Source organism: Agromyces humatus (assembly GCF_021228295.1).
Classification (GTDB): Bacteria; Actinomycetota; Actinomycetes; order Actinomycetales; family Microbacteriaceae; genus Agromyces; species Agromyces humatus.
The window spans coordinates 410,264-422,631 of sequence record NZ_JAJQPD010000001.1; the positions used below are offsets into that span (position 1 = coordinate 410,264).

Sequence of the window (12,368 nt, forward strand, 5' to 3'; positions counted from 1 at the left end):
ATCGGTTGCCAAAACTATCGAACACACGTACGCTGAAACATATGGCCGACGAGCAGGATGCATCGAACTCGACGAGCCCGACGATCTACGATGTCGCCCGGGCGTGCGGAGTCGCAGCCTCGACGGTGTCGCGCACCTTCTCACGTCCCGGCCGTGTCAACGTCGAGACCGCCGACCGCATCCGGCGGGTCGCCGCTGAGATGGGATACCGCACGAACACGGTGGCCCGAGCGCTGCCGACCTCGCAGACCGCCCTGCTCGCGATGGTCGTGCCGACCGTGCCCGACCGATTCTTCATCGAGGTCATCCGAGGCGCGAAGGCCGCCGCGATCGCGGCGGGGTACACCTTGGTCGTCGCCGACGCAGGGCTCTCAGCCGACGCCGAGCGAGCGGCGGTGAACCGCCTGATCCCCGTCGTCGACGGCGTGATCCTCGCCGGCTCGCTGCTCCCCGACTCATCGATCCGGGTCGCCGCCAAGCAGCGTCCCACCGTCGTGCTCAACCGCGCGATGACCGATGTCGCAAGCGTGCTCACCGACAGCGCCGACGGCATGCGGCAGGCGGTCGAGCACCTGACCGCGCTCGACCACCGGGAACTGACCTATCTCGCCGGCCCCGAGGCCTCGTGGTCCGACGGCATGAGGTGGCGTTCCTTCAAGGTCGAGACACAGCGTCTCGGCCTGCGCGCGCGTCGCATCGGGCCGATCGCGCCCACCCAGGCCGCCGGCATGGCGGCGGCGTCGACCTTCGCCGAACAGATGACCAGCGGCGTCATCGCCTTCAACGACTTCATCGCCGTCGGTTTCGTGAGCGGCCTCTCGCGCCTCGGTGTGCGCGTGCCCGACGATGTGAGCGTCATCGGCTTCGACAACACCGCCGCCGGCTTCAGCAACCTGCCGCTCACGAGCATCGCGGCACCCCTGCCGCACCTCGGCGGGCAGGCCGTCCGCACGCTCATGCGTCAGATCGCCGCCGCTCGTCCTGGTCGCCCCGACGCCCCTGGCGCGGTGCGTCCCACTCGGCTGCCCGCGCAACTGGTGGTGCGGTCCTCGACCGCCCCGCGCGCCCGACGGGACTCGAACGCTCCAGGTTCGGGCGAACGCGCGGCCTGACGCACGGCGGTTCTGCCTGACGCACGACGGTTCTGCCTGACGCACCCGACGAGGTCGGGCACACGACGAGATCGCGCGAACAGCGACGGAGCGGCCGGGCATCACTGCCCGGCCGCGCTTCGTCACCTGATCAATGGCGGAGCGTCACGGCTGCATCAACCCGAGCGTCGTCGGCAACCAGGTCGAGATCGCCGGCACGAACGTGACGAGGAGCAGGCCGATGCAGAGCGCCCAGAAGAACGGCCAGATGCGCCCCATCACCGCTTCGATCCGCACATTGCCGACTCGGGCGGCCACGAAGAGGTTGTTGCCGATCGGCGGCGAGATGTTGCCGAGGCACATGTTGAAGACCATCATCGCGCCGAAGTGGATCGGGCTGACGCCGAGGGCGGTGACCACGGGCAGGAAGATCGGCGTGAAGATCAGGATCGCCGGGGTCGGATCCATGACGGTGCCCGCGAGCAGCAGCACGACCATGATGATGAGCAGGATGATCACGACATTGTCGGTCAGGCCGAGCAGGCCCGCGGTGACGAGCTGCGGGATCTGCGCGAAGGCGAGCACGTAGCCGAGGATTCCCGACACTCCGATCAGGAGCATGATGATGCCGGTGACCTTCGAAGCTTCGAGGATGATCTTCGGGAGCGCTTTCAGCGGCAGCGTGCGCTGCACGAGGCCCAGCGCGAAGGAGTAGAGCACGGCGATCACGGCCGACTCGGTGGCGGTGAAGATGCCGACGAGGATGCCGCCGATCACGACGACGATCATGAGCAACGCGGGGAGCGCCTTCAGGAAGACGACGAGCGCCTGGCGCAAGGTCGGCCGCGGCCCGGGGGCACGCAGTTCGGGGTGTTTGCGCGCGTACAGGGCCACTATGAGGACGCAGACGAGCGCCCACAGGAGCCCCGGGCCGACACCTGCCATGAACAGCGCGGCGATCGAGGTGCCCGACACCAGTGAGTACACGATGAACGTGTTGCTCGGGGGAAGGAGCATACCGGTCGGCGAGGCTGCGGCGTTGACGGTGGCGGCGAACGCGGGGTCGTAGCCCTCCTTGCGCATCCGGGGTGACAGCACTGTGCCGACGGCGGCGGCCGAAGCCACCGAAGCGCCCGACACCGTACCGAACAGGGTGTTCGCGACGACGGTCGTCTGGGCCAGCGAGGCCGGCAGCCGGCCGGCGACCACGAGCGCCAGGTCGATAAGCCTCGACGCGATGCCGCCGGTGTTCATCAGACCGCCCGCGAGGATGAAGAACGGGATCGCGAGCAGGGCGAAGCTATTGCTGGCGGCGAAGATGCGCTGCGCGCCGGTGAGTGCCGCGCCCTCGACATCCAACAGGATGACGATGGCAAGCACGGATGGCAGGCCCATGGCGACGGCGACGGGAAGGCCCATGGCGATGCCGACGGCGATGCCGCCCACCAGGACGACGACGGCGATGATGGTGTTGGTGTCCATGGCCTCAGATCGCCTCTGCGTTCTCGTCGAATTCGGGCACCGGTTTCTCAGCTCCGGCGAGGATGCCGATGATGTGTGCCAGGGAGAAGAAGAGGATGATGACCCCGGCGATCGGAAGCACTAGGTATACCTGGCCGACGCTCAGGGGAAGGGTCGCGATGTCTTGGTTCCAGGCGTTCTCCGCGACGCGCGAACCGCCGATGATGAAGACGAGCAGGATGAAGATCATGACGATCAGCTCGATGACGATGCCCATCACCTTCTGGACGCCGAGGGGGAGCTTCTCGACGAGCATCTCGACCGCGATGTGACCCCGCTCCGAGAAGACGTACGCGGCGGCCAGCACCGCCAGCACGATGAAGGTGTAGCGAGCGGCCTCCTCGGTCCATGGCGCGGAGTTGTTGAGGATCTCGCGGGTGAAGACCTGCCACGAGACGATGGCGACGAGCGCCACGAACGCGATGATGCAGAGCACCGCCAGCACTCGGTCGAGGATTCGGCGAATGAACCCGAGCACCGTGAGGAGGCCGCCCCAGCGGGCGGGTCCGGCCGAATCGGAAGGTTCGGCATCGGCGGGCGGATTCCCGCCCGGCGGATTCTCGCCGGGATCCAGTGGTTGGGTGTTCACGTTGTCCTCCGTTGGTTCCCTGAGGGAGCTGTCGTAAGTGCGCACGCCTTCGGGCGGTCTCGCGCGAGGGCGCCGGTGGTCATCGACCATCGGCGCCCTCGTCGGTGGTGCAGCGGGATCTACTCGCCCGACGCGCGGATCGCGTCGTAGAGCGTCTGCTGCGAGTCCGTGGTGATGAACTCGTCGAGCAGGGGCGTCAGCGCCTCAGTGAACGCCTCGCCGTCGACCTCTTCGAAGGTCGCGCCGCCGGCCTCGGCACCGGCGATGGCTTCCTCGGTCTCGGTCTTCCAGAGGTCGGTGTGGTTCTCCCAGGCCGTCGTCCAGCCTTCGTCGAACGCGGCGCGATCCTCCTCCGACATCTCAGCCAGCGTGTCGGTGTTGCTGATGAGGAAGTCGGCACCGATCAGGTGACGCGTGTACGAGAAGAACGGCGCGACTTCGTAGTGCTTCTGGGTGAAGTACGAGATCTCGTTGTTCTCGGCGCCGTCGATGACGCCCGACTGCAAGCCGGTGTAGACCTCGGAGAACGCCATCGGGGTGGGCGATGCGCCCAGCGCGTTGATCATCGAGATGAAGACCGGGCTCTCCTGAACTCGGATCTTCTTGCCCGCGAGGTCGGCCGGCGTGTCGGCGATGCTGTCCTTGGTGTAGCTGCTGCGGGCGCCCTGAGTCAGTCCGCCGACGACGGTGATGTTGTCGCTCTCCTCGAGCGACGCGTAGACGTCGCCGACCACCGCGTCGTCGCTCAGCACCGACATCTGGTGGTCGATCGAGTCGAACACGGTGGGAAGGCTGAAGATGACGAAGTCGTCGTTCACGTTCTCGAGCTGCGGGGCCGAGACGATCGCCAGGTCGATCACGCCGTCCTTCACGGACTGGATGTACTCGGCCTGGTCGCCGAGCTGGGAGTCGGGGTACACCTCGATGTTCCAGCGGCCATCGGTGGCCTCGCTGAGCTCTTCGCCGAAGGCCTGCAGCGCGATGAACGAGGGGTGCTCCTGCGTCTGGTTGAGGGCGAGCTTCATCGTCGTGGGCTCGACGTTGCCGCCGTCGGTCGCCTCGCCGGCGCCTCCCGAGTTGCCGGCGCACCCGGCCAGGGTGAGCGCCGCCACTCCGACGATCGCGGAGGCCTGCAACAGACGTGTGATCTTCATTCCTGATGCTCCTTTGCATGGCAGACGAACACCGTGCCGGCCGAGTCTCGGGTGGCCGTCGGGGGTCGCATGCGGCGTTGCGCGCCCGGTCGGGCGCGATGTGCTGTGTGATGTCGCCGAGCGCCCATGAGGCCTCTCGACTGCATCAATCTACGCAGCGGTCACCGCGCTGGCAACCAGTTGCCAAATGTTGTCCGCCGACCCCGGCGGGAGCGCGAGGGCGCGGTTCAGCGCACGATGTGCATGGCGCGGGCGGCGTCGGTGAGCGAGCCCGTGAGCGACGGGTAGACGGGGAACGCCTCGGCGAACTGGTCGACCGTGAGGCGGTGCTCGATCGCGAGCGCGAGCGGGAAGATGAGCTCGGAGGCCTTCGGCGCGACGATCACTCCGCCGATGATGCCGCCCGAGCCGCTGGAGGCGAAGAGCTTGACGAAGCCGTCCCGGATGCCCATCATCTTCGCGCGAGGGTTCGACGAGAGCGGCAGCTTGTAGACCACACCCGGAACGACGCCCTCGTCGATCTCCTTCTCGGTCCAGCCGACCGTGGCGATCTCGGGCTGCGTGAAGATGTTCGAGGTGATGTTGCGATTCTCGGGCGGGTTCACGATGTCTCCCATCGCGTGGAACACGGCCGTGCGCCCCTGCATCGACGCGACCGAGGCGAGCGGCACGAACGTCGTGCAGTCGCCGGCGGCGTAGATGTTCGGCATCGAGGTGCGGGCGACACGATTCACGCGGATGTGTCCGCTCTCGGCGAGCTGGACGCCGGCGGCCTCGAGGCCGAGGTCGGCGGTGTTCGGCACCGAGCCGACCGCCATCAGGCAGTGGCTGCCCCGCACCTCGCGTCCGTCGGTGAGGGTCGCGACCACCGAGTCGCCGTCGCGCACGACCGATTCGGCGCGCGACTTGTTCAGGACCTTCATGCCGTTGCGCTTGAAGACCTTCTCGATGACGGATGCCGCGTCCTGGTCTTCACCCGGAAGCACCTGGTCGCGGCTGGAGATGAGCGTCACCTTGGCTCCGAGCGCGCGGTACGCCGACGCGAACTCGGCGCCCGTGACTCCGGAACCCACGACGATGAGATGCTCGGGCACCCGCTCGAGCTGGTAGAGCTGGGTCCACGTGAGGATGCGCTCGCCGTCGGGGACGGCCGTCGGCAGCACTCGCGGGCTCGCGCCGACCGAGATGACGAGCGTGTCGGCCTCGATGCGATCGAAGTCGGTGCCGCCCCTGGCTGTCGAGACGATGACCGCGTTCGGCCCGTCGAGGCGCCCCTCGCCCTGCACGAGGCGCACGCCCGCTTCGAGCAGGTTGCTGCGCAGGTCGTCGGACTGCTGGGCGGCGAGACCGAGGAGCCGCTTGTTCACCGCAGCGAGGTTGATGGCGACCTCGGGCTTGACCGCCTTGTCGCCCGACCCCTTCGCGAAGAACTGCACGCCGAGATCGCCTGCCTCCTTGACCGCGTTCGAGGCCTCGGCCGTCGCGATGAGCGACTTCGACGGAACCACATCGGTGAGCACCGCGGCACCGCCGACCCCGGCACGTTCGATGAGCGTCACCTCGGCTCCGAGCTGCGCGGCCGCGCGCGCGGCCTCGTACCCGCCGGGCCCTCCTCCGAGGACGGCAATGCGTTGTGTGCGCTCGAACTCGTAGGCCATGCTCACATTCTGTCAGTCCCGGCACCGCCGCCCGCATTCGAGCACGACCGCGCCGCGACATCCGCTGCGCCCTAGAGTGGTGTGATGCACGACGCGAACCCGCTCGACGACCCCAATGCAGACCCCTTCGCCATCGCCGCCGAGGCGGCCGCGAAGATCGCCGAACTCACCGGTGTCGACCATCACGATGTCGCCCTCACCCTCGGCAGCGGCTGGGGCCGTGCCGCCGAGCTCATCGGCGAGACCACGCACACGATCGCGGCCACCGAGGTGCCCGGCTTCTCGAAGCCGGCACTCGAAGGGCACGTCGGCACGCTGCGCTCGGTGCTGCTGCCGAGCGGCAAGCGCGCGCTCGTCATCGGCGCCCGCACCCATTACTACGAGGGCCACGGCGTTCGCCGGGTCGTTCACTCGGTGCGAACGGCCGCCGCCACCGGGGTATCCGTCATGATCCTGACCAACGGCGCCGGCGGCATCAAGGAGCACTGGACGCCCGGCACTCCGGTGCTCATCAGTGACCACATCAACCTCACGGCCGACTCGCCGCTCGAGGGCGCCACGTTCATCGACCTCACCGACCTATACTCGAAGCGACTGCGCGACCTCGCCCACTCGATCGAGCCCACGCTCGACGAGGGCGTCTACTGCCAGTTCCGCGGACCGCACTACGAGACGCCCGCCGAGGTGCAGATGGCCAAGGCCATCGGCGGTCACATCGTCGGCATGTCGACCGCGCTCGAGGCCATCGCCGCGCGTCAGGCCGGCATGGAGATCCTCGGCATGTCGCTGATCACGAACCTCGCCGCCGGCATCCAGCAGACGCCGCTGAGCCATGGCGAGGTCATCGAGGCCGGTCAGGCCGCCGAGCCGGTCATCACCCGGCTGCTCGCGAACATCGTCGCGGCCCTGTAGGCGATCGGAAGGGACCAGCGGATGTCGCAGCACATCGACCCCCGCGACGCGCAGCGCGTCGCCCTCGCCGAGGCGTGGATCGCCCAAGACCCCGACCCCGAGACGCGTGACGAACTCGCCGCGATCATCGTGGCGGTGCGCGGCGGCGACCCTGAGGCATCCGCCGACCTCGCCGACCGTTTCGACACCCGCCTCGCCTTCGGCACCGCCGGCCTCCGCGGTGCGATCGCCGCGGGGCCCAACCGCATGAACCGTGTGCTCGTGGCCCAGGCGGCCGCGGGACTCGCGGCCTATCTCGTCGAGCGGGCGACGCCCGGCTCGACGCCGTCGATCGTGGTCGGCTACGACGGCCGAAAGAACTCCGACGTGTTCGCTCGCGACACGGCCGAGATCATGGCGGGCGCGGGCCTGCGTGCCGTGCTGCTCCCCCGCCTGCTGCCGACACCGGTGCTCGCGTTCGCCGTGCGCCACCTCGGCATGTCGGCCGGTGTCATGGTCACCGCCTCGCACAACCCGCCGAACGACAACGGCTACAAGGTCTACCTCGGCGGCGACGACCACGGCTCGCAGATCGTCGCCCCCGCCGATGCCGAGATCGCCGCGCACATCACCCGCATCGCCGAGACCCGAGCCGTCCCCGACCTGCCGCGCGGCACATTCTGGACGGCGGCAGAGTCGGTCATCGACGAGTACGTGCGGCAGACGGCACTCGTGGCCTCGCCGACCGGCGCGGCACCCGCCGCGCAGCCGCGGGTCGTCTACACGGCGATGCACGGCGTGGGCTGGCAGACGATGTCGCGGGTGCTCGAGACGGCAGGCTTCGAGACGCCGACGCTCGTCGACGAGCAGATCGCTCCCGACGCGGCCTTCCCCACGGTGGCGTTCCCGAACCCCGAAGAGCCGGGTGCCATGGACCTCAGCTTCGAACGAGCCCGCGCCGTCGACGCCGAGCTCATCGTCGCGAACGACCCCGACGCCGATCGGCTCGCGATCGCGATTCCCGACTCCGCCGCCACCGAGGGCTACCGGCGCCTCACCGGCAACGAGGTCGGGCTGACGCTCGGCTGGCAAGCTGCCCGCCGCGCCGCCGACGCGCCCGGCGACTCCGGCGCGAACGGGGCGCTGGCGTGTTCGATCGTCTCGTCGCCCGGGCTCGAGGCGGTCGCGAGGGCACACGACCTCGACTTCGAGGCGACGCTCACGGGCTTCAAGTGGATCTCGCGCGCCCCCGGCCTCGTCTTCGGCTTCGAAGAGGCCCTCGGCTACCTCGTGAACCCTGGCACCGTGCGCGACAAAGACGGCATCTCGGCCGGGCTCGCGTTCCTCACGCTCGCCGCCGAGTTGAAGGCCGAGGGCCGAACGGTCGCCGACCACCTCGACGAGTTCGTCGAGCGATTCGGATGCCACGCCTCGGGCCAGGTCTCGATCAGGGTCACCGACCTCTCGCGCATCGGCGAGGTCATGGCGCGCCTGCGCACCGAACCGCCGGCCTCGGTCGGCGGCATCCGGGTCGAGCGCATCGAAGACCTCGCCGACGGATTCGGCGCCCTTCCGCCGTCAGACGTGCTGCGCATCGTGCTCGAGGGCGGCGCACGAGTCATGGTGCGCCCCAGCGGCACCGAGCCGAAGCTCAAGGTCTACATCGACGCCGTCTCGGTCGACGGAACGGTGGCCGAGCGGCGAGCTGCGGCATCCGCTGCGGTCGCCGCGCTCGACGCAGGCATGCGCGAACTCGTCGAGTAGCCCGTCGACCGGAATTGCTGTTCGGCTGCTCGGCAGCTCCGCTGGTGCGATGTCTGCGCCACTTCGACGGGCTGCGCGCCAGTTCGAATGGCGCAGAGGATGCAGAAGTGGCGCGGAGCGTGATCCTTAGACTGCGGTCTCGCCGCTCGAACCGATGCCCAGCAGGCCGCGAACCTCGGCCGCGGTCGTCGCGCGCGCAAGCCGCGCCACCGTTCCGCCGTCGTTGAAGACGTTGGCGAGCGACGCCACGGATGCGACATGGTCTTCGGCGTTCGCGACGGCGAGCCCCACGACGACCCGCACAGGATCGTTGTGCGGGTGTCCGAACGCCACGGGCTCGGCCAGGGTGACGACCGCGAGCCCCTCGCGGCGCACGTCGGGCCCCGGCCTCGCGTGCGCGAGCGCAAGGCCCGGCGCGATGACGACGTACGCGCCGAACTCCTCGATGACCGAGATCATGCGGTCGGAGTACTCGGCCCGCGTCGAACCCGACAACCTCAGCGCACGCCCGGCGAGGCGCACGGCGTCACGCCAATCGGTCGCGTGCGCGCCCAGCATGATCGCGGCGTCGGCCAGCGGAGGGAAGGTCATCTGGAGTCCATTCACGCGGCGGTCGGATGCGAGCCGGGTCGCGGCATGCGTCGTTCGGCGGGGTTCAGGCCTCGTCGAAGCCGTCTTGGATGAGCTCGGCGAGTTCTTCGCGGTCGTCGAGCGGGAGGAAGGCCGACGCTGCGGCGTTCAACTGGAAGGTCTCGAAGTCGTCGAGGTCGTACCCGAACGCGTCGGCCAGCAGCGCGAGCTCGCGCGTGAGCGACGTGCCGCTCTGCAGGCGATTGTCGACGTTCACCGTGACCCGGAACCCGAGCTGGTACAGCAGGTCGAACGGGTGATCCACGAGCTCGTCGCCCCATGCCGCGATGGCACCGGTCTGCACGTTGGACGACGGACTCGTCTCGAGCGCGACCTCGCGGTCGCGCACCCATTGGGCGATCGGGCCGAGCGAGACGTACGTGTTCTCGTCGTCTTGACGCTCGATGACGAGGTCTTCGGCGATGCGCACGCCGTGGCCGAGTCGAAGCGCGCGGCCGTCGAGCAGGGCGCTGCGGATGGACTCGAGCCCGTCTGCCTCGCCCGCGTGGATGGTCACCGGCATGAACTGGCCCGCAAGGTAGTCGAAGGCCGTGCGGTGCCGGCTCGGCAGGAAGCCGGCCTCGGGGCCGGCGATGTCGAAGCCGACGACGCCGCGCTCACGGTGGCGCACGGCGAGTTCGGCGATCTCGAGTCCGCGGTCGTTGTGCCGCATCGCGGTGACGAGCTGGCCGACGCGGATGCGGTGCCCCTGGGCCTGCACGTCGTCGAGGCCCTGCTCGATGCCCGCCTGCACGGACTCGACCGCCTCGTCGAGGCTCAGGCCGCGAGCGAGGTGCTGTTCGGGTGCCCAGCGGATCTCGCCGTAGATGACACCGTCGGCGCCGAGGTCCTGCACGAACTCGCGAGCCACGCGACTGAGGCCCGCACGGGTCTGCATGACCGCCGTCGTCAGGTCGAACGTCTTCAGGTACTCGACGAGCGAGCCCGAGTTCGACTGTTCGGTGAACCACGCACCGAGCGCTTCGGCATCGGCGGCGGGAACCTCGAGCCCGAGTTCGTCGGCGAGCTCGATGAGCGTCTGCGGGCGGAGCCCGCCGTCGAGGTGATCGTGCAGCGAGATCTTCGGCAGCGTCTGGATGTCGGCGCCGTCGCCCTCGAGCCGGTACTCCGTCGGAATCGTGTTCACGACTCAACGATAGCGACACGGACGCCGCGAAGTCTCGGCATTCTCGAAGCAATGACGCGGCGCGTCGGTCGAGGAGCGAGGAACGAGCGCATCGAGACCTGTTGCGGAATCTCGATACGCTCGCCGGAGCTCACTGCTCGATCGACACGCGCTCAGCGGGTGATGCGGTCGGCGATGAGCGGCCCGCCGTCGTCGACGGGGTCGCCTGCCGCGCCGATGCGCCAAGCGCCGTCGACGGCCTCGAGCGCGCGGCCGAAGCGCGCGGCGTCGTCGGCGTGGAGCGTGAACAGCGGCTCGCCCTTGCGCACCGTGTCGCCCGGCTTCGCGTGCAGGTCGATGCCCGCGGCGTGGTGCACCGGGTCCTCTTTTCGCGCGCGGCCCGCGCCGAGTCGCCACGCGGCGATGCCGAACGGCAGTGCCTGCTGCTCGACGAGCACGCCGTCGCGGTCGGCGGTGACGACGTGCTGCTCACGGGCGACCGGCAGTGCGGCGTCGGGGTCGCCGCCCTGGGCCGCGATCGCGCGCCGCCAGGTGTCCATGGCCCGGCCGTCGTCGAGGGCCGACTCGACGTCGGCGTCGGGCTGCCCGGCGAGGTCGAGCATCTCGCGCGCGAGCGCGATCGTGAGTTCGCGCACATCGGCGGGCCCGCCGCCGGCGAGCACCTCGACCGACTCGCGCACCTCGTTGGCGTTGCCGATCGTGAGCCCCAGCGGCACGTTCATGTTCGTGAGCAGGGCGGAGGTCGCGACCCCCGCGTCTTCGCCGAGCTCGACCATCGTGCGTGCGAGCTCGCGGGAGCGTTCGATGTCGGTGAGGAAGGCCCCCGATCCGAACTTCACGTCGAGCACGAGCGCGCCCGTGCCCTCGGCGATCTTCTTCGACATGATCGACGACGCGATCAGCGGGATCGCCTCGACGGTGCCCGTGATGTCGCGCAGTGCGTAGAGCTTCTTGTCGGCGGGGGCGAGGCCCGCACCCGCGGCGCAGATGACGCCGCCGACGTCGCGCAGCTGTGCGAACATCTCGTCGTTGGTGAGGTCGGCCCGCCAACCCGGGATCGATTCGAGCTTGTCGAGCGTGCCCCCGGTGTGCCCGAGCCCGCGGCCCGAGAGCTGCGGCACTGCCACGCCGAACGACGCCACGAGCGGCATCAGCGGCAGGGTGATCTTGTCGCCGACCCCGCCCGTCGAGTGCTTGTCGCTCGTCGGCTTGCCGAGCCCCGAGAAGTCCATGCGCTCGCCGCTCGCGATCATCGCCATGGTCAGGTCGCGGATCTCGCGTCGGGACATGCCGTTGAGGAAGATCGCCATGGTCATCGCCGACATCTGCTCGTCGGCGACGTAGCCGCGGGTGTACGCGTCGACGAGCCAGTCGATCTCGGGTGTCTCGAGCTCGCGACCGTCGCGCTTCGCGCGGATCAGGTCGACGGCGTCGAAGGCTTCGATGGCGCTCATGCGTGGTCTCCTCGGTAGTCGGCGAGCTGGCGCGGGCCGAACGCGTCGGGCAGCACCTCGTCGATGGTCTTGAAGCCCGAGACGGTGTCGAGCACCATGCCCTCGGCCGAGTGCTCGTAGAGCAGCTGCCGGCACCTGCCGCACGGCATCAGCGTGGCACCGTGGCCGTCGACGCACGTGAACGCCACGAGCCGGCCCCCGCCCGACATGATGAGCGCCGATACGAGCGAGCACTCGGCGCACAGCGTCACGCCGTACGACGCGTTCTCGACGTTGCACCCGCTCACGACGCGCCCGTCGTCGACGACGGCGGCCGCACCGACCGGGAACTCGGAGTACGGCACGTACGCCTTCGCCATGGCTTCGCGCGCGCGCTCGCGCAGGTCTGCCCAGTCGATCGGATCCGTTGCGGTCATGGTTCTGCTCCCGTTCAGGCGATCGGTGCGACGGATGCCCCGTGGCCGGGGCC

Annotated in this window: 11 protein-coding genes; 3 read left to right on the top strand and 8 right to left on the bottom strand. The window is 69.3% G+C overall.

Annotated features, from left to right (window positions below):
- The first annotated feature begins 41 nt into the window (after positions 1–41).
- The gene (locus LSF15_RS01875) at positions 42–1,112 is read left to right on the top strand and encodes a LacI family DNA-binding transcriptional regulator (protein ID WP_232496821.1); all 1,071 of its coding nucleotides are present in this window, start codon (positions 42–44) and stop codon (positions 1,110–1,112) included.
- A 144-nt stretch (positions 1,113–1,256) separates the two neighbouring features.
- Here LSF15_RS01875 and LSF15_RS01880 read toward each other — a convergent pair whose 3' ends face one another.
- The 4 genes from LSF15_RS01880 to LSF15_RS01895 form a co-directional block, all read right to left on the bottom strand.
- Positions 1,257–2,573, bottom strand: coding sequence for a TRAP transporter large permease (locus LSF15_RS01880; protein ID WP_232496822.1), 1,317 nt, complete (start codon positions 2,571–2,573; stop codon positions 1,257–1,259).
- Positions 2,574–2,577: 4 nt separating this feature from the next.
- Positions 2,578–3,201, bottom strand: coding sequence for a TRAP transporter small permease (locus LSF15_RS01885; RefSeq protein ID WP_232496823.1), 624 nt, complete (start codon positions 3,199–3,201; stop codon positions 2,578–2,580).
- Positions 3,202–3,320: 119 nt separating this feature from the next.
- Positions 3,321–4,355 carry a TRAP transporter substrate-binding protein gene (locus LSF15_RS01890; protein ID WP_232496824.1) on the bottom strand — a complete coding sequence of 345 codons (1,035 nt, stop codon included), beginning with the start codon at positions 4,353–4,355 and terminating at the stop codon, positions 3,321–3,323.
- Between the two features lie 227 nt (positions 4,356–4,582).
- A complete protein-coding gene (locus LSF15_RS01895; RefSeq protein ID WP_232496825.1) occupies positions 4,583–6,013 on the bottom strand; it encodes an NAD(P)H-quinone dehydrogenase in 1,431 nt (476 codons plus the stop codon).
- An 84-nt stretch (positions 6,014–6,097) separates the two neighbouring features.
- On the opposite strand from LSF15_RS01895, the gene LSF15_RS01900 reads away from it, so the two are divergent.
- Both LSF15_RS01900 and LSF15_RS01905 read left to right on the top strand, forming a co-directional pair.
- A complete protein-coding gene (locus LSF15_RS01900) occupies positions 6,098–6,925 on the top strand; it encodes a purine-nucleoside phosphorylase (RefSeq protein ID WP_232496826.1) in 828 nt (275 codons plus the stop codon).
- 21 nt (positions 6,926–6,946) lie between these two features.
- Positions 6,947–8,668 (top strand): phospho-sugar mutase, encoded by a 1,722-nt coding sequence (locus LSF15_RS01905; protein WP_232496827.1) that lies wholly within the window; start codon positions 6,947–6,949, stop codon positions 8,666–8,668.
- Between the two features lie 126 nt (positions 8,669–8,794).
- Here LSF15_RS01905 and LSF15_RS01910 read toward each other — a convergent pair whose 3' ends face one another.
- The 4 genes from LSF15_RS01910 to LSF15_RS01925 form a co-directional block, all read right to left on the bottom strand.
- A complete protein-coding gene (locus LSF15_RS01910; RefSeq protein ID WP_232496828.1) occupies positions 8,795–9,259 on the bottom strand; it encodes a PTS sugar transporter subunit IIA in 465 nt (154 codons plus the stop codon).
- Positions 9,260–9,323: 64 nt separating this feature from the next.
- Positions 9,324–10,436, bottom strand: coding sequence for an adenosine deaminase (locus LSF15_RS01915; RefSeq protein ID WP_232496968.1), 1,113 nt, complete (start codon positions 10,434–10,436; stop codon positions 9,324–9,326).
- A 161-nt stretch (positions 10,437–10,597) separates the two neighbouring features.
- A complete protein-coding gene (locus tag LSF15_RS01920) occupies positions 10,598–11,899 on the bottom strand; it encodes a thymidine phosphorylase (protein WP_232496829.1) in 1,302 nt (433 codons plus the stop codon).
- A complete protein-coding gene (locus LSF15_RS01925; protein ID WP_232496830.1) occupies positions 11,896–12,315 on the bottom strand; it encodes a cytidine deaminase in 420 nt (139 codons plus the stop codon). Before LSF15_RS01925 ends, LSF15_RS01920 begins: the two co-directional genes overlap by 4 nt.
- Between the last annotated feature and the right edge of the window lie 53 nt (positions 12,316–12,368).

Excerpts from the sequence above, each read along its gene's own strand:
- LSF15_RS01875 (WP_232496821.1), top strand. The coding sequence starts at position 42 with ATGGCCGACGAGCAGGATGCATCGAACTCGACGAGCCCGACGATCTAC.
- LSF15_RS01880 (WP_232496822.1), bottom strand. The coding sequence starts at position 2,573 with ATGGACACCAACACCATCATCGCCGTCGTCGTCCTGGTGGGCGGCATC.
- LSF15_RS01890 (WP_232496824.1), bottom strand. The coding sequence starts at position 4,355 with ATGAAGATCACACGTCTGTTGCAGGCCTCCGCGATCGTCGGAGTGGCG.
- LSF15_RS01895 (WP_232496825.1), bottom strand. The coding sequence starts at position 6,013 with ATGGCCTACGAGTTCGAGCGCACACAACGCATTGCCGTCCTCGGAGGA.
- LSF15_RS01900 (WP_232496826.1), top strand. The coding sequence starts at position 6,098 with ATGCACGACGCGAACCCGCTCGACGACCCCAATGCAGACCCCTTCGCC.
- LSF15_RS01905 (WP_232496827.1), top strand. The coding sequence starts at position 6,947 with ATGTCGCAGCACATCGACCCCCGCGACGCGCAGCGCGTCGCCCTCGCC.
- LSF15_RS01910 (WP_232496828.1), bottom strand. The coding sequence starts at position 9,259 with ATGACCTTCCCTCCGCTGGCCGACGCCGCGATCATGCTGGGCGCGCAC.
- LSF15_RS01920 (WP_232496829.1), bottom strand. The coding sequence starts at position 11,899 with ATGAGCGCCATCGAAGCCTTCGACGCCGTCGACCTGATCCGCGCGAAG.
- LSF15_RS01925 (WP_232496830.1), bottom strand. The coding sequence starts at position 12,315 with ATGACCGCAACGGATCCGATCGACTGGGCAGACCTGCGCGAGCGCGCG.